General features: G+C 68.6%; 16 protein-coding genes and 1 pseudogene. 11 read left to right on the plus strand and 6 right to left on the minus strand.

Going from position 1 to position 16,312, the window contains the following annotated elements; genetic code table 11:
• The first annotated feature begins 167 nt into the window (after positions 1-167).
• From pdxS to BN973_RS12345, 4 genes are all read left to right on the plus strand, one after another.
• Positions 168-1,103, plus strand: a complete 936-nt coding sequence (gene pdxS / locus BN973_RS12330) for a pyridoxal 5'-phosphate synthase lyase subunit PdxS (protein WP_051641237.1) — start codon at positions 168-170, stop codon at positions 1,101-1,103.
• A 9-nt stretch (positions 1,104-1,112) separates the two neighbouring features.
• A complete protein-coding gene (tesB, locus tag BN973_RS12335; RefSeq protein ID WP_036468432.1) occupies positions 1,113-1,949 on the plus strand; it encodes an acyl-CoA thioesterase II in 837 nt (278 codons plus the stop codon).
• The gene (gene pdxT, locus BN973_RS12340; RefSeq protein WP_036468434.1) at positions 1,946-2,542 is read left to right on the plus strand and encodes a pyridoxal 5'-phosphate synthase glutaminase subunit PdxT; all 597 of its coding nucleotides are present in this window, start codon (positions 1,946-1,948) and stop codon (positions 2,540-2,542) included. Before tesB ends, pdxT begins: the two co-directional genes overlap by 4 nt.
• Positions 2,543-2,748: 206 nt before the next feature.
• Positions 2,749-3,504, plus strand: coding sequence for a YebC/PmpR family DNA-binding transcriptional regulator (locus tag BN973_RS12345; RefSeq protein WP_036468436.1), 756 nt, complete (start codon positions 2,749-2,751; stop codon positions 3,502-3,504).
• Between the two features lie 48 nt (positions 3,505-3,552).
• Here BN973_RS12345 and BN973_RS12350 read toward each other — a convergent pair whose 3' ends face one another.
• Genes BN973_RS12350 through BN973_RS12365 form a run of 4 tightly spaced genes read right to left on the minus strand, consistent with a single transcriptional unit; the run spans position 3,553 to position 6,674 of the window.
• Positions 3,553-5,124, minus strand: a complete 1,572-nt coding sequence (locus BN973_RS12350; protein WP_036468437.1) for a polyamine aminopropyltransferase — start codon at positions 5,122-5,124, stop codon at positions 3,553-3,555.
• Between the two features lie 3 nt (positions 5,125-5,127).
• Positions 5,128-5,559, minus strand: a complete 432-nt coding sequence (locus BN973_RS12355) for a DUF4247 domain-containing protein (protein WP_036472336.1) — start codon at positions 5,557-5,559, stop codon at positions 5,128-5,130.
• Positions 5,556-6,059, minus strand: a complete 504-nt coding sequence (locus BN973_RS12360) for a DUF2617 family protein (protein ID WP_036468439.1) — start codon at positions 6,057-6,059, stop codon at positions 5,556-5,558. The genes BN973_RS12355 and BN973_RS12360 overlap by 4 nt, the downstream gene beginning before the upstream one ends.
• A 9-nt stretch (positions 6,060-6,068) precedes the next feature.
• Positions 6,069-6,674, minus strand: a complete 606-nt coding sequence (locus tag BN973_RS12365; RefSeq protein ID WP_036468441.1) for a DUF4178 domain-containing protein — start codon at positions 6,672-6,674, stop codon at positions 6,069-6,071.
• A gap of 142 nt (positions 6,675-6,816) precedes the next feature.
• Between BN973_RS12365 and ruvC the strand changes: the two genes are divergently transcribed.
• The 5 genes from ruvC to BN973_RS12390 all read left to right on the plus strand — a co-directional run bounded on the left by ruvC (position 6,817) and on the right by BN973_RS12390 (position 10,237).
• A complete protein-coding gene (gene ruvC / locus BN973_RS12370) occupies positions 6,817-7,371 on the plus strand; it encodes a crossover junction endodeoxyribonuclease RuvC (protein ID WP_036468444.1) in 555 nt (184 codons plus the stop codon).
• Positions 7,368-7,973 (plus strand): Holliday junction branch migration protein RuvA, encoded by a 606-nt coding sequence (gene ruvA, locus BN973_RS12375; protein WP_036468446.1) that lies wholly within the window; start codon positions 7,368-7,370, stop codon positions 7,971-7,973. Before ruvC ends, ruvA begins: the two co-directional genes overlap by 4 nt.
• Positions 7,970-9,019, plus strand: a complete 1,050-nt coding sequence (ruvB, locus tag BN973_RS12380) for a Holliday junction branch migration DNA helicase RuvB (RefSeq protein ID WP_036468448.1) — start codon at positions 7,970-7,972, stop codon at positions 9,017-9,019. Before ruvA ends, ruvB begins: the two co-directional genes overlap by 4 nt.
• Positions 9,020-9,082: 63 nt before the next feature.
• A complete protein-coding gene (locus BN973_RS12385; protein ID WP_036468450.1) occupies positions 9,083-9,469 on the plus strand; it encodes a DUF1304 domain-containing protein in 387 nt (128 codons plus the stop codon).
• A 72-nt stretch (positions 9,470-9,541) separates the two neighbouring features.
• The gene (locus tag BN973_RS12390; protein ID WP_036468452.1) at positions 9,542-10,237 is read left to right on the plus strand and encodes a hypothetical protein; all 696 of its coding nucleotides are present in this window, start codon (positions 9,542-9,544) and stop codon (positions 10,235-10,237) included.
• A gap of 11 nt (positions 10,238-10,248) precedes the next feature.
• On the opposite strand, the gene car is transcribed toward BN973_RS12390, so the two are convergent.
• Both car and gabT read right to left on the minus strand, forming a co-directional pair.
• On the minus strand, positions 10,249-13,737 hold the full coding sequence (gene car, locus BN973_RS12395) for a carboxylic acid reductase (RefSeq protein ID WP_036468454.1): 3,489 nt from the start codon (positions 13,735-13,737) through the stop codon (positions 10,249-10,251).
• Positions 13,738-13,908: 171 nt separating this feature from the next.
• The gene (gene gabT, locus BN973_RS12400) at positions 13,909-15,249 is read right to left on the minus strand and encodes a 4-aminobutyrate--2-oxoglutarate transaminase (RefSeq protein WP_036468456.1); all 1,341 of its coding nucleotides are present in this window, start codon (positions 15,247-15,249) and stop codon (positions 13,909-13,911) included.
• A 176-nt stretch (positions 15,250-15,425) separates the two neighbouring features.
• Between gabT and yajC the strand changes: the two genes are divergently transcribed.
• Both yajC and BN973_RS31665 read left to right on the plus strand, forming a co-directional pair.
• Complete coding sequence (yajC, locus tag BN973_RS12405) at positions 15,426-15,767, plus strand: preprotein translocase subunit YajC (RefSeq protein ID WP_036468458.1); 342 nt, start codon at positions 15,426-15,428, stop codon at positions 15,765-15,767.
• Between the two features lie 90 nt (positions 15,768-15,857).
• Positions 15,858-16,312: pseudogene (locus BN973_RS31665) on the plus strand (protein translocase subunit SecD); the annotation flags it as partial.

A 16,312-nucleotide genomic window follows, 5' to 3' on the forward strand; every position in this document is an offset into this window, starting at 1 on the left:
GATGCCACCCTTTGATTCGCACCAGCTGCTACGGCCTGCGCAAATAGCTGCCGCAATATGTAGCACAATGTCGACGTCGCCGCACCACTCTGTTGAACAGATGTCGAACTTCTGTCGCCAAACGGTGGGCAAACTCGGTTGTCTCGCACCACTAGAGTGGAAGCGCGATGGTTCGAGGAGAGAAGGGGCTAGTGGACAGCGGCGCACAGTCGGGCCAGGCCAACCAGACCGGAACGGCGCGCGTCAAGCGCGGCATGGCCGAGATGCTCAAGGGCGGCGTCATCATGGACGTCGTCACTCCGGAGCAGGCCCGAATAGCGGAGGGCGCCGGCGCCGTCGCGGTCATGGCGCTGGAGCGAGTACCCGCAGACATCCGCGCCCAGGGCGGCGTGTCCCGGATGAGCGACCCCGACATGATCGAGGGCATCATCTCCGCGGTCACGATCCCGGTGATGGCCAAGGCGCGCATCGGGCATTTCGTGGAAGCCCAGATTCTGCAGAGCCTCGGCGTGGACTACGTCGACGAATCCGAGGTGCTCACCCCCGCCGATTACACCCACCACATCGACAAGTGGAAGTTCACCGTGCCGTTCGTGTGCGGGGCCACCAATCTCGGTGAGGCACTGCGGCGCATCAGTGAGGGCGCGGCCATGATCCGGTCGAAGGGGGAAGCCGGCACCGGTGACGTGTCCAACGCGACCACGCACATGCGCGCCATCGGCGGCGAGATCCGTCGCCTGACGTCCTTGTCGCACGACGAATTGTTCGTTGCCGCAAAGGAATTGCAGGCGCCCTACGAGCTCGTCGTCGAGGTGGCCCGGGCGGGCAAACTGCCGGTCACGCTGTTCACCGCCGGCGGCATCGCCACGCCGGCCGACGCGGCGATGATGATGCAGCTGGGTGCCGAGGGCGTCTTCGTCGGCTCGGGCATCTTCAAGTCCGGCGATCCCGCGCAGCGTGCGGCCGCGATCGTCAAGGCCACCACGTTCTTCGACGATCCGGACGTGCTGGCCAAGGTTTCTCGCGGCCTGGGCGAGGCCATGGTGGGCATCAACGTCGAGCAGATCGCACAGCCGCATCGCCTGGCCGAACGCGGCTGGTAAGAACGATCTGTGTCGATCCAAGAGATCCTTGATCTCGAGCAGCTCGAGGTCAACATCTACCGGGGCAGCGTCTTCAGCCCGGAATCCGGATTTCTGCAGCGCACCTTCGGGGGCCATGTGGCCGGCCAGTCGCTGGTCTCGGCGGTGCGCACCGTCGACCCGCGCTACCAGGTGCACTCGCTGCACGGCTACTTCCTGCGGCCCGGAGATCCAAGAGAGCCCACGGTTTTCCTGGTCGAACGCACCCGCGACGGTGGTTCGTTCGCCACCCGGCGGGTCAACGCCGTCCAGCACGGCGAAATCATCTTCAACATGGGGGCGTCCTTCCAGACCGATCAGGAAGGCATCCACCACCAGGATCCGATGCCGGCCGCGCCGCCGCCCGACGGCCTGCCCGGGCTGGACTCGATCAAGGTTTTCGACGATGCCGGGTTCAAGCAGTTCGAGGAGTGGGACGTCTGCATCGTGCCGCGCGATCGCTTGGAGTTGTTGCCCGGCAAGGCATCTCAGCAGCAGGTGTGGTTCCGGCACCGTGACCCGCTGCCGGACGACCCGGTGCTGCACATCTGCGCGCTGGCCTACATGAGCGACCTGACGCTGCTGGGCTCGGCGCAGGTCACGCACCTCGACGTGCGCGAGCATCTGCAGGTGGCCTCGCTGGACCACGCGATGTGGTTCATGCGCGCATTCCGGGCCGACGAGTGGCTGCTCTACGACCAGTCCTCGCCGTCGGCCAGCGGCGGTCGCTCGCTGTGCCAGGGCAAGATCTTCACCCAGTCCGGCGAGATGGTCGCGGCGGTCATGCAGGAGGGGCTGACCCGCTTCAAGCGGGGATACCAGCCGTGAGCCGACCGCGGATCGGCGTCTTGGCGCTGCAAGGCGACACCCGGGAGCATCTGGCGGCGCTGCGCGACGCCGGCGCCGACTCGCTGCCGGTGCGCCGCCGCGGCGAGATCGAGGCGATCGACGGGCTGGTGATCCCGGGCGGGGAATCCACCACGATGAGCCACCTGCTTGGCGACCTCGACCTGCTCGAGCCGTTGCGGGCGCGGCTGGCCGACGGACTGCCGGCTTACGGCGCGTGCGCCGGGATGATCATGCTGGCCAGCGAGATCGTCGACGCCGGCGCCAACGGACGTCAGGCGCTGCCGCTACGCGCGATCGATATGACAGTGCGGCGCAACGCTTTTGGACGTCAGGTCGATTCGTTCGAAGGCGATGTCGAGTTTGCGGGCCTGGATGACCCGGTGCGGGCGGTGTTCATCCGGGCGCCGTGGGTCGAGCGGGTCGGCGACGGCGTGCAGGTGCTGGCCACGGCCGCGGGCCACGCGGTCGCGGTCCGGCAGGGGCCGATGCTGGCGACGGCGTTTCACCCGGAGATGACGGGGGACCGGCGCATCCATCGGCTGTTCGTCGACATGGTCCGGGGCGACGCCTGAGGTTGACCTTTGCCACCGAGGGTGGGGCCTATGGACGAATTCGGCCCGTTTGCCGTGCGCAGGGCCCACACTCGGCGACCGGACGGGCCGCAGACCACCTCCGCCTGTGACGCCTGGGGATGCTGATCCGGGTGGGGAGCGGCCGGACGACCGTCCCGGCCCTCCACGTAGACTCGTCTGGCCAAGAAACAAGAGATGGGAAGACGATGAGCGGCCATTCCAAGTGGGCCACCACCAAGCACCAGAAGGCCGTCAAAGACGCGCGCCGCGGCAAGGAGTTCGCCCGGCTGATCAAGAACATCGAGGTCGCCGCGCGTACCGGCGGTGGTGACCCGGCGGGCAATCCGACCCTGTATGACGCCATCCAGAAGGCGAAGAAGACCTCGGTGCCCAACGACAACATCGAGCGCGCCCGCAAGCGGGGCGCGGGCGAGGAAGCCGGCGGCGCCGACTACCAGACCATCATGTACGAGGGCTACGGGCCCAACGGCGTGGCCGTGCTGATCGAGTGTCTGACCGACAACCGCAACCGCGCGGCCGGCGAGGTCCGGGTGGCGGTGACCCGCAACGGCGGCAACATGGCCGACCCGGGCTCGGTGTCGTACCTGTTCACCCGCAAGGGCGTCGTCACGCTGGAGAAGAACGGTCTGACCGAGGATGACGTGCTGACCGCGGTGCTGGACGCCGGCGCCGAGGACGTCAACGACCTCGGCGAGAGCTTCGAGATCATCTCCGAGCCGAGCGACCTGGTCGCGGTGCGCACCGCGTTGCAGGACGCCGGCATCGACTACGACTCCGCCGAGGCCAGCTTCCAGCCGTCGGTCAGCGTGCCGGTCGACGTCGAGGGCGCCCGCAAGGTGTTCAAGTTGGTCGACGCGCTGGAGGACAGCGACGACGTGCAGAACGTCTGGACCAACGTCGACCTGTCCGACGAGGTGCTGGCCGCCCTCGACGAAGACTAGTCCGGCGACGATGCAGAGCGCGTAGCGCGATGAGGAGGAGTCGGGCAATTAGTCGTAGCCGTGGCGCATGTCCTCCACGATGCGCGGGTTGTCCAGTGTTGACGGTTCGAGCGGTCGCGGCGCGATGTCGTCGGAGAACACCGTCGCGGCTTGCAGCACTTGCGGATTGAGGTAGCGCAGCGGCGGCGCGTCGGCGGGCAGGGTGGGTATCGGTGCGGTGACACCGGGGCGCGCCAGTGCGAAACCCCAGTCGCCGAACGTCGGCACATGCACGTGGTAGGGCGACACCGCATACCCCGCCGAACGCAGGGTCGATACCGTGCGCCAGAACGCGATCGGCGTGGAAAACGGGCTGCCCGCCTGGACCACGACGAGCCCGGTCGGCGAAAGTGCATGCGCGACAAGGGCATAAAATTCGGTTGAATACAGCCGGCCCAGCACGGGGGTGTCCGGGTCGGGCAGATCGACGATGACGGCGTCGAAGCCCCCGGGCGGGCGCAGCTCGGGATGAGCGGCCCGAAGCCAGCGCATCGCATCGTCGATCACGACGCAAACCCGCGGGTTGTCCAGTGCACCGGCATTGGCGTCGCGCAGGGTGGTGCGGGCGACCTCGATCACCGCGGGATCGAGTTCCACTTGTACGATCTTATCGATTCCGTTCTGGCGTAACAGTTCTCGTGCTGCCAGTCCGTCGCCGCCGCCCAGTATCAGCACCGAGTGGGCACCTTCCCCGCCGGCCCTGCCGAGCGCTGGATAGACCAGGCTTTCGGTGTACCGGTATTCGTCGCGGGTGGAGAACTGCAAACCGCCGTCCAGGTACAGCCGGGTGTCGTTGCCGCGACGGGTGACCACGATCTCCTGGTACGGGGTGTGCCGGTAGGCGATGATCGGGTCTGCGTAAAGCCTTTGACGGCTTGTTGTTTCGATGTCGTGCGCACCCACCAGCAGCACTAGGAGCAGGACGAGGGCAGTGGCGAGTGCGCCCAGCGCCGTCGCCAGCTGCGCGGCAGAGATCACCCGGCGCAGCAAGAACATCGCCACGATGGCGGCCGCCACCAGGTTGATGATGCCGGTGGCGGCCGCGCCGCGGATCATCCCGAGCTGCGGCAGCAGCACGAACGGCCAGACCAATCCGCCGACCAACGCCCCCAGGTAGTCGGCCGCGTTGAGGTTGGCCAGCGTGCGGCCGCTATCGGTGGGGCCGGCCGTGCGACCGCGCTGCAGCAACGTCATCAGCAGCGGCACCTCCGCGCCGACCAGGCCGCCGATCAGCGCGGTGCCGAGCGCCAACACCCACGTCGACCCGTCGAGGAACGCGAACACCGCGTACAGCGCCGCGGCGGACAGGCCGCCGACGATGCCCAGCATGGTCTCGACGGCGACGAAGACGATGCCCGCGTGCCTCAGCAGCGGTTTGACCACCAGCGCGCCCACGCCCAGCGCCGCGATATAGCCCGCCACGATCAGCGAGGTGGCGACGATGCCGCCGCCGTTGAGGCTTGCCGACAGCGTCAGCAGGGCCAGTTCGTAGACGATGCCGCAGGCCGCGCAGGCCGCGACGGCGGCGAGCAACAGGGCGCGCCAGCGAATCGACACGGGAGCTTCCGGGGTGGCGGTCATGTGCTATTTGCTCCCGCCCGGCCCGCCGGGCCGACCACCCGAACCGCCCGACGGGGATCCGGGACTGAACCCCGGGCCGAGGAACATATAGGAGCCGTGGCTGTAACCGGCGCCGAGGCTTTCGACACGAATGCTGCACGGGTGGTTGCCATCTGGGCCCACGGTCACGATGCTGTCGCTATAGCGCAGGTACTCGTTGTTGTCGTTGTCGGCACGGGCCTCGGGTTCCTGGTAGTCGGCGAGCGTGTCGGCGACCTGATCGGGCGATCCGCTGCACAGGTATCGCGTGCCGTTGACGTCGCGGGAATACTCGCGATAGCTGCTCGCGATATACGCCGCAATGTCCTTCTGCAGCAATATGATTCCGAGGACCAGCGACACCACCGACGCCGCCGCCAGCCCGCCGGCAAGCCAGAACAGGTGCTTGCGGCTCACGGATGCCACCGGCTCGCGGTGCGGACCACCTCGCCGCCGGAGCCCAACGGGTACAGGTGCCAGGTCTGCCAGCGCCAGCCGGTGCCGTCCGGTTCGGCGGCCAGCACGGTCAGCGCGGCCTCATCGCCGGGGAAAGCGCCACCGAGCCAAGCGGTTTCGGCCCGGCACCGGTTGCGCAGCTTACGCGCCAGTTGGCGAAACGTCGCCTCGTCGTGTGTGGCGGTGCGGGATTCCAGCGAGTAACCCGCTGCTTCGGCGCGCTCGGGCAGCGTGCCGGTGTCGGCGTCGGCGGTGCAGGACACCTGCTCGGAGAAGGTGGTCGCGGCGTGCTCGATCGTGACCAGATGCGAGGCGCCGAGCACCGCGAGGCGCACCGCGCCGCCGTCGGGGTGCCGCAGCGAATGGCTGGCCAGCAGCGGCGGTGCGGGCGCGTTGAGGGCGAGCCGCAGCCTGCTCCCGGACACGTCGGCTGGGGCTACGGCGAGCTGATACAGCGGCACCGCGCGTCCCTACGGCGAGCCCGGCGTGGGCGCCGGGTAGACGGTGAGCTCGCCCGGCGACACCGGCTTGCCCGTCGAGATCTCCCAGGGCGTGCCGGGTGCCCAGCGCTCGAACGAAAGCAGCACCGTCTCGTCGGCGTTGGCGCAGTCGACGAACTCCATCTCGCCGCCGGCCGGCAGGCCGGTCGTGCCCTCGGTGGTGTACGACGCCCGCCCGCGTTCCGACTCGTGCAACGCCATCCCGTCGACCAGGTACTGGTCGCCGGGCTGCAACGTGAGGTCCTTGCGGGTGACCCACATGACGAGCTCGAGGCGACCGTCGTCTTCTTCGACGGCGAACCAGGTCGGCAGGTCACCGCCCTCCAGCAGGTGCTCCCACCACACGAACGGTCCCTCACGAAACGTCACCGACCCGCGGACCACGTAGTCCACGCCGCCGTAGCTGACGATGGCGCCCGGGCCCAGTTGGCGGGGCCCGAACTGCGGCATCGCGTCGGCGGACAGGGGATCGGGGCGCCCGCGCGGCGCGGCCTTCGGGCGCTTCGAGGCTATGACGAGCACGATGACGGACGCGATGAACAGCACCGCGGCCAGCACGACCAGCACCGTTCCCACGCAAACCTCCCGTCGCCGCGGCGGTGGAGCGAACGTCGGCTTAAGTTAACAGCTCTTGCCTGGGCCGCGTGTCGTGCCCGACGCCGTCCGGCCCGACCGCTAGGCTATCGAACAGCTGTTCGGTACTAGGTTGGAGCATGCTATGCGCGTGATGGGCGTCGACCCCGGACTGACCCGGTGCGGGCTGTCCATGGTCGAAAGCGGGCGCGGCCGCAATATCGTCGCGCTGGATGTCGACGTGGTCCGCACCCCGTCGGATACCGCGCTGCCCAGACGGCTGCTGACCATCAGCGACGCCGTCGAGCACTGGCTGGACACGCATCAGCCCGATGTCATCGCGATCGAGCGGGTGTTCGCCCAGCACAACGTGTCCACCGTGATGGGCACCGCGCAGGCCGGCGGCGTGATCGCGGTGGCGGCGGCCAAACGCGATATCGACGTGCACTTCCATACCCCCAGTGAGGTCAAGGCCGCGGTCACCGGCAACGGCACCGCCGACAAGGCTCAGGTCACCGCGATGGTCACCAGAATCCTTGCGCTGCAAGCCAAACCGACGCCGGCCGACGCCGCCGATGCGCTTGCACTGGCCATCTGCCATTGCTTCAGAGCGCCGATGCTGGCCCGGATGGCCAAGGCGGAGGCGCTCGCGGCCGAGCAGCGCCGCAAGTACGCCGCCAGGCTGAAGGCTGCCCGATGATCGCCTCGGTGCGCGGTGAGGTGCTCGAGGTGGCACTCGATCATGCGGTGATCGAGGCCGGCGGCGTCGGCTACCGGGTGAACGCGACACCGTCGACGCTGGCGGCGCTGCGCCGCGGCAGCCAGGCCCGGCTGATCACCGCGATGATCGTGCGCGAGGATTCGCAGACGCTGTACGGGTTCGTCGACGGCGACACCCGCGACCTGTTCCTGACGCTGCTGTCGGTGTCGGGCGTCGGGCCGCGGCTGGCGATGGCGACCCTGGCCGTGCACGACGCCGCGGCGTTACGCCAGGCGCTGGCCGACGGCGACGTCACCGCGCTGACCCGGGTGCCCGGTATCGGCAAGCGCGGCGCCGAGCGCATGGTTCTGGAGCTGCGCGACAAGATCTATGCGACCGTCGCGCCCGCGGCAGCACTGGCGGTCAACGGCCACGCGGTGCGCGGCCCGGTGGTCGAGGCGCTGGTCGGCCTGGGCTTCGCGGCCAGGCAGGCCGAGGACGCCACCGACAGCGTGCTGGCATCCAGCCGCGAAAAAGGTGAGCAGCCAACGACTTCCGACGCGTTGCGGGCCGCGCTGTCGTTGCTGGGTAAGTCCAAATGAGCGACGACGAATCCGAGGACTACGCGGATCGCGACCTGTCTCCGACGCTGACCGTCGGAGAGGGCGACATCGACGTCAGCCTGCGGCCCCGCTCGCTGCGGGAGTTCATCGGCCAGGCCCGGGTCCGGGAACAACTGCAGCTGGTGCTCGAGGGCGCCAAAAACCGTGGCGGCACACCGGATCACATTCTGCTGTCCGGCCCGCCGGGACTGGGCAAGACGTCGCTGGCGATGATCATCGCCGCCGAACTCGGGTCCTCGCTGCGGGTGACGTCGGGGCCGGCGCTGGAGCGAGCCGGCGACCTGGCCGCGATGCTGTCCAATCTGGTCGAGCACGACGTGTTGTTCATCGACGAGATCCACCGCATCGCGCGGCCGGCCGAGGAGATGCTCTACCTGGCGATGGAGGACTTCCGGGTCGACGTCGTGGTGGGCAAAGGCCCAGGGGCAACATCGATTCCGCTGGAGGTGGCGCCGTTCACGCTGGTCGGCGCGACCACCCGGTCCGGCGCGCTGACCGGGCCGCTGCGGGACCGGTTCGGTTTCACCGCGCACATGGATTTCTACGAGCCGGCCGATCTGGAGCGGGTGCTGGCGCGTTCGGCCGGGATCCTCGGCATCGAGCTGGGCGCCGAAGCCGGCGCGGAGATCGCCCGGCGGTCGCGCGGCACGCCGCGCATCGCCAACCGGTTGCTGCGCCGGGTCCGGGACTTCGCCGAGGTGCGCGCCGACGGGGTGATCACCCGCGACGTCGCCAAGTCCGCGCTGGAGGTTTACGACGTCGACGAGCTCGGGCTCGACCGCCTGGATCGGGCGGTGCTGTCGGCGCTGACCCGCAGCTTCGGCGGCGGCCCGGTCGGGGTTTCGACGCTCGCGGTGGCGGTCGGGGAGGAGGCGACCACCGTCGAGGAGGTGTGCGAGCCGTTCCTGGTACGCGCCGGCATGGTCGCGCGGACGCCGCGCGGCCGGGTGGCCACCGCGCAGGCCTGGACCCATCTGGGTATGACACCGCCGGCCGGAATCACGCAGCCGGGGCTATTCGACTAGTGGCGATCGCAAGCGCGGCGCAGCCGGGCGCGGCGGGTCGGCACCCGAGATAGGGGAGGCGCCATGATCACCGCCGGACTGGTATTCGCCGCGCTGGCGGCGTTGCTGCACGTCTACATCTTCACGATGGAGTCGTTCACCTGGACCTCGCCCCGGACCCGTGCCGCGTTCGGTACGACACCCGAGGAGGCCGAGACCACCCAGCTGCTCGCCTTCAACCAGGGCTTTTACAACCTGTTCCTGGCGATCATCGCCGGCATCGGCATCGCCGAGGTGGCGATGGGGCACCGGCTGATCGGTGCCGCGCTTGTCTTCGCCGGCGTCGGATCCATGGTCGCGGCCGCGCTTGTCCTGGTGGTGTCGGCACCGGACAAGGCCCGGGCGGCGGTGATGCAGGGCACCTTCCCGTTGATCTCGATCGTGCTGCTGGTCCTCGGCCTGGCCACGTAGCCGGGTTACAACCGCGGACCCCAGGGTATCCAGGCGGTGCTGAAGTAGTCCGGCGTCAAATAGGGGGATGCAATGAGTTACGCACAAGACGGCCATCCGGGCAGGCTGTGGATGCCACGCTCGCGCGGTGCGGTTTGTGGGTTGATCCTGATCGTTCTTGGTGCTTGGGGTGCGTTGATACCGTTCGTCGGTCCACACTTCAACTTCGCCTACACACCCGACCGGGAGTGGGCATGGACCACGGCTCGCGGCTGGCTCGAAGTGCTGCCGGGCGGCGTGACCGCGCTGGGCGGCCTGCTGCTGATCTTTTCCGGAAATCGGGCCACCGCGATCGTGGGCGGCTGGCTGGCGGTGCTGGCCGGCGGCTGGTTCGTGATCGGTGGCGAGGTCGCTCCGATGCTGGGGATCGGGTCTGCCGGAGACCCGGTCGCCGCGACCGACCGCAAGCGCGCCGCACTCGAGATTTCGTACTTCTCGGGTCTGGGTGCCTTGATCGTCTTCATCGGCGGCATCGCGCTGGCACGCCTGGCGGTGCGACTGGCCAGCGATATCGAAGCCCTCGCGCGGGTACGGTCCGCGGCGCCGGCGGCCAGCGAGCCCGTCTACATGTCGGGGCTACAAGAGCCGCACCGCGAGGTGGAGCCGGACGCCCTGACCGCTCCGCGGGTGGAGTCGTCCGAGGACCCGAAGGCCGGGGGTTGGCGCAAGCAACGCGCCGGCGCTGCGCCGGGCGCGGCATACCTGCGCTGGCCGCATCCCCAAGGCTAGGCTGTCCGCTCCTACAACAGCCCGAGCAGTCGCAGGTCGCTGACGTATTTGGCGATGATTGGTGCCCCGATGTGCGGAATGTCCTTGTCGGGGCCAACTTTGGCGTCCTGGACGGCCGCCCGGAACCGGTCGGTCGGTGCCATCGACCCGCGGATCGGCTGCTCCGGCTTCTGGTAGTTGTGCAACAGCGGCAACAGCGAGGCGTTGCGCTGCTTTTCGGGCAGTCCGCGCAGGGCGGTCTCGAACCGCGGCAGCCAGTCGCCGTAGTCGTCGATGCGCTGGATCGCGTTGCCGTCGGCGATCAGCCAATCGACGAACTCGTCCATCCCGATGCCGTCGTCGTACGGGTTCATCACGTGGTAGGTCTGGAAGCTCTGCACGTTCTGCGCCCCCAGCGTCGAGACCGCTTCGGCGATGAACTCCACCGGCAGGCCGTCGTAGTGCGCCCGCTGCCGGTTGCCCTCGGCTTGATCGTTTGGGCGCTCGTAGAACGAGCCCGGCGCGATGCCGGTGGCCACCAGGCTCAGCATCATGCGGGTGAACATGTCCGGCACGTTGAGCTGGCCGGCGTAGCTGGTGTCGGCCAGGATCATGTCGCAGCGGAACACCGCCACGGGCAGGCCACACAGGTCGTTGGCCTCGCGCAGCAACACCTCGCCGGCCCACTTGCTGTTGCCGTAGCCGTTGGCGTAGCTGTCGTTGATCTGCCGGGTGGCGCTGATCTCGCGGATGTCGGCGTCTTCGACGAACGCACCCGGCTTGATCTGGTCGCCCACCCCGATCGTGGACACGTAGGTGTAGGGCTTCTTCTTCCCGGTCAGCGCGACGCGGATCAGCTCGGCGGTGCCGACGGCGTTGGGGCCGAACAGCTCGCTGTACGGCAGCACGTGGTTGACCAGCGCGGCCGGGTCGACGATCAGGTCGACGGTGTCGGCCAGCCGCCGCCAGGTCGCGGCGTCCAGGCCGAGGTCGGCCTCGCCCTTGTCGCCGGCGATGACCTCGAGGTGGTCGGCGGCCAACTCCCGGTAGTGCGCCAGCAGCTTGGGGTCACCACTATCGAACGTCTTGTCCAGCCGGGCCCGGGCGTCGGCGTCGGTCTTGGCCCGCACCAGCGCGATCACCTTGCCGTCGACCAGGTCCATGCGCTCCAGCCATTGCAGCGCGAGGTATCGGCCCAGGAAGCCGGTCGCGCCGGTCAGCAGCACCGTGCGCACCTCGGACGCGGGCGCCGGCAGGTTCGGTGCGGCCGCCAGCGTCGCCGCGTCGATGAACTTGTCCAGCGTGAGGTCGGAGGCGTGCACCTCGACGGCGTCCCGACCGTGCACCGACGCGAAGCTGGGCCGCTTGCTGCCCTGGCGCTCGGACTCGATGTAGGCGGCGATGGCCGCCAGGTCGTTGGCCGGGCTGACGATCACGCCCACCGGCACGTCGACCTCGAAGATCTCGTGCAGCAGGTTGCCGAAAGTCAACGCCGACAACGAATCTCCACCCAGATCGGTGAAGTGGGCATCGGGTGTGAGCTCGGTGCTGGCCGCGCCCAGCAGCGCCGCCGCGGCCCGGCTCACGGTCTGCAGCACCGGCGCGGTGGCGCCGCTGCGGCGTAGCTCGCCGAGCTCGTTGGCCTGGCCGGCGGCCAGGTCGGCGTAGAGCTGTTCCAGACGCTCGCCGTACTGCTGCTTGAGCTTGGGCCACGCCAGCTTGCGAATCCCGGTCAGCAGACCGTTCTCCAGCGTGAACGGCGTGGTCTCGATCAGGAAGTCACGCGGCACCTCATAGGACTGCAGGCCGGCCTCCTTCGCGACCGTCTGCAGCGAGTCGGCGATCCGGCCCTTGAGCTCGTCGGCTCCATAGCGCTCCAGTGCCTCCTCGCTGGGCACGATCACCGCCAGCAGGTAGGGGTGCGCGCTGTTGCCGTAGACGTAGATCTGGCGCACCAGCGGGCTGTTGCCGAACACCGCTTCCAGCTTGGCGACGGTGACGAACTCGCCCTGCGCCAGCTTCAGCACGTTGTTGCGGCGGTCGACGTACACCACCTTGTTGGGCGCGATTTCGGCCACCACGTCGCCGGTGCGGTAGTAGCCGTCCGGGTCGAACACCCCGGCGGTGGTCTCCGGGCGCTTGTAGTAGCCGGGGAACATGTTCTCCGTCTTGAGCAACAGCTCACCGCGCGGGTACGGCCGGTCGGTGGCGAAGTAGCCCAGATCCGGCACGTCGACCAGCTTGTAGTCGATCACCGGCGGGCGCTGCACCTCACCGTCGAACAACACCATCCCGGCCTCGGTCGAGCCGTAGCCGTCCAGCAGGTGCATGTCGAGCAGCTCTTCCACCCACGCCTTCAGGTCTCCGGAGGTGGGCGCCGAGCCCGTCATCGCGAAGATGAACCGACCGCCCAGCAGGTGCTGCGAAATCTCGTTCATGACGTCGGCTTCGCTGCCACCACGGTCGACGCGGCGCTGGTACTCGCCGTACAGCGTCTCCCAGATGCGCGGCACGAAGTTCATCTCGGTGGGCCGCACCAGCTCGAGGTCTTCCAGCAGTGTCGACAGGTCGCTGCGGGCGGCGAAGTAGGCCGTGCCGCCGTTGCCGAGCGTGCCGTACAGGATGCCGCGGCCCATCACGTGGCTCATCGGCATGAAGTTGAGGGTGATCGACGCGACGGTCTCGCCGAACCAGTTGCGGCCCGACCGGCGCCACATCTTGCCGACGTTGCGCCGGGGATACATCGCGCCCTTGGGGGCGCCGGTGCTGCCCGAGGTGTAGATCAACAGCGCCAGCTCGTCGTCGTCGACGGCCGCCGCCGGCGTAGCGGGCAATGTCGCGCCGCGCTGCAGCAGGTCGGCGAGGGGTTCGACGGTCAGCGCGGTATCCGCCAACCGGGCCCGAGCGCTTTCCACCGCTTCGCGCTCGTCGTCGACCTCGGGGTGGTAGTCGAACACCACGAGCTTGGTGGGCCGGTGGTCGGTGCTCAGGATCAGCTCGACGGCGTCGGACAGCTGGTTGGTGCTCGCCGCGAAAACGGCGGGCTCGGTCTCGGTCACGATCGGCTGGAGCTGGGCGACCGCGGCGCTGGTCTGCAGTGGGACACTCACCGCGCCGACCATTCCGAGCGCGATGTCGATGGTGGTGAAGTCGACGCTGTTGAAGCCCAGTGCCGCCACCCGGTCGCCCGGCCGCAGGCCGTCGCGGGTCAGGGCACGAGCCACGGCGTCGACGCGTTCGCGCAGTTCACCGAAGGTGATGGTGTCGTAGCGGGGGAGGAGCCCCAGCACCGTGCGTCCGGTCTTGGCGTCCTTGACGAATTCGACGGCGCGCTGCCCGAGGGCCGGGCGGTCACCGTAACCCTCGAGCACGGTCTGGATGATCTGCGGAAGTTGCAGTCCAGGCTGCTCGAGCGCCTCGACGACCGCCGGGTCCGGCTTGGCGGCGGCGAACTGTGGGTCGGTCGCGGTCAGATTTTCGATGCGGCGTTCGAGCCGCTCTTCACGAGTGGTGGTCGACATGACAGTTCCTTGCATTGCTGAGAAGTTCAGGCTGTTCGCGCAACGCTGCGCTGACAATTAGAACGTTAGCGAAGCTAAAGGTATTCCTCAATGATTTTACCTGTGGCATTGGTGTGAATTCGCCCACGACCGGCTCCGGCGGCGGGGTCCGGACCATGAAGGGCCGCGCGTCTACAGATCGGCCAGCAGCAGGCGCAGCACCTCGAGACCCTCGGTGAGCAGCTCGTCGCTGATGGTCAGCGGGGGCAGCAGCCGGACGATGTTGCCGTACATGCCGCAGGTCAGCACGATCACTCCGGCGGCGCCGGCCGCGGTGGCCAGTTTGTTCGTCAGCTCGGCGTCGGGCTCGCTGGTGCCGGACTTGACCAGCTCGACGGCGATCATGGCGCCGCGGCCGCGCACGTCGCCGATCCGGTCGTCGCCGGCCTGCATCCGCAGCAGCACGTCGGTGATCAGCCGTTCGATCTGCTGGGCCCGCTCGATCAGGCCGTCGTTCTCGATGGTCGCGATGCTGGCCAGGGCCGCCGCGCAGGCCACCGGGTTACCGCCGAACGTGCCGCCCAGGCCGCTGACGTGCGGGGCGTCCATGATCTCGGCCCGGCCGGTCACCGCCGACAGCGGCAGCCCGCCGGCGATGCCCTTGGCGGTGCAGATCAGGTCGGGTTCGATGCCCTCGTGCTCGCAGGCGAACATCGCCCCGGTGCGCGCGAAGCCGCTTTGCACCTCGTCGGCGATGAACACCACATTGTTCTTGCGGCACCAGTCCACCAGCGCGGGCAGGAAGCCCTCGGCCGGGACGATGAATCCGCCCTCACCCTGGATGGGTTCGATGATGACGGCGGCCAGGTTGGCGGCGCCGATCTGCTTGTCCAGGACGCTGATCGCCCGCGCGGCGGCCAGTTCGCCGTCGGTGGCCAGGTCCTTGTCGAGCAGGCCGTCGCGGTACGGGTAGGACATCGGCGCCCGGTAGATCTCCGGCGCAAACGGCCCGAAACCACTTTTGTACGGCATCGACTTGGCCGTCAGCGCCATCGCCATGTTGGTGCGGCCGTGGTAGGCGTGGTCGAAGGCCGCGACGGCGGTCTTGCGGGTGTACGACCGCGCGATCTTGACGGAGTTCTCGACGGCCTCGGCCCCGGAGTTGAACAACACCGAACGCTTCTCGCCGGAGCCGGGAGTGATCCGGTTCAGCTCTTCGGCGACCGCGACGTAGGACTGGTACGGCGTGACCATGAAGCAGGTGTGGGTGAACTCGGCGACCTGCTCGCGCACGGCGTCGACCACTCGCGGCGCGGAGTTGCCGATCGTGGTGACCGCGATGCCGGAGCCCAGGTCGATCAGCCGGTTTCCGTCGACGTCCTCGACGATGCCGCCGCCGGCGCGCGCGACGTACACGGGCAGGGTGACACCGACGCCGGCCGATACCGCCGAGGTGCGGCGCTTGTCGAGCTCCAGCGACTTGGGACCAGGAATTTCGGTAACCAGCTGGCGGGTCTGTTCGAGGCTGGCCACGACGTCCTCCTCCCGGCAACGCGCGCGTCGCGTCGCGCTGAAAGCCTATCCGTTCCAGGGGTCTTGGCGCCCGCCGAGGACTCGGCCCAACCGGGTGCGCCCGACCTGCCAGACTGGACGGGCAGACTGGACCCTCGAAAGCCCAGCAATACCGATACGAAAGACAGGCACGTCCGATGGAAAGTTTGGTTTTGTTCCTGCCGTTCCTGCTCATCATGGGCGGGTTCATGTACCTGGCGTCGCGTCGCCAGAAGAAGGCGATGCAAGCCACCATCGACCTGCACGAGTCGCTGCAGCCGGGGGATCGCGTGCACACGACGTCGGGCCTGGAGGCGACCGTCGTCGCGCTCACCGACGACTCCGTCGACCTCGAGATCGCCGACGGCGTGGTGACCACCTGGATGAAGCTGGCCATCCGCGACAAGATCGCGCCGGAGGACGACTTCGACGACGACCTGGAAGAATCCGACGACGTCGGAGGCCCGGCCGACGAGAGCCGCGTGACCAAGGATCAGTGACCACCCGGTGTCCGATGAGCGGTTGCCGCGCGGCGGGCACGTAGGCTCTGTCGGGGGTTAGAAACCGATTACCAAGGAGATATAAGGAAAGTGGCATCGTCTTCGGCGCCGGTGCACCCTGCCCGCCACCTGTCGGTTTTCTTCGTCTTGCTGATCGGCGTCTACCTGTTGGTATTTCTCACCGGAGACAAGCGCGCCGCCCCGAAGCTCGGCATCGACCTGCAGGGCGGCACCCGCGTCACGTTGACCGCGCGCACCCCGGACGGCTCGCGCCCCAGCAAGGACGCGCTGTCGCAGGCCCAGCAGATCATCAGCGCGCGCGTCAACGGCCTGGGCGTCTCCGGTTCCGAGGTGGTGGTCGACGGCGACAACCTGGTGATCACCGTGCCCGGCAACGACGGCAACGAGGCCCGCAACCTGGGACAGACCGCCCGGCTCTACATCCGTCCGGTGCTGAACTCCGCGCCGGCCCAAGCCGCCGAACCCAAGCCGCCGGCCGGCCAGCCCGCTCCGCCGCCCGCGGGGCAGCCCGCTCCGCCGCCCGC

Origin of the sequence: Mycobacterium triplex, from assembly GCF_000689255.1 — a bacterium.
Classification (GTDB): Bacteria; Actinomycetota; Actinomycetes; order Mycobacteriales; family Mycobacteriaceae; genus Mycobacterium; species Mycobacterium triplex.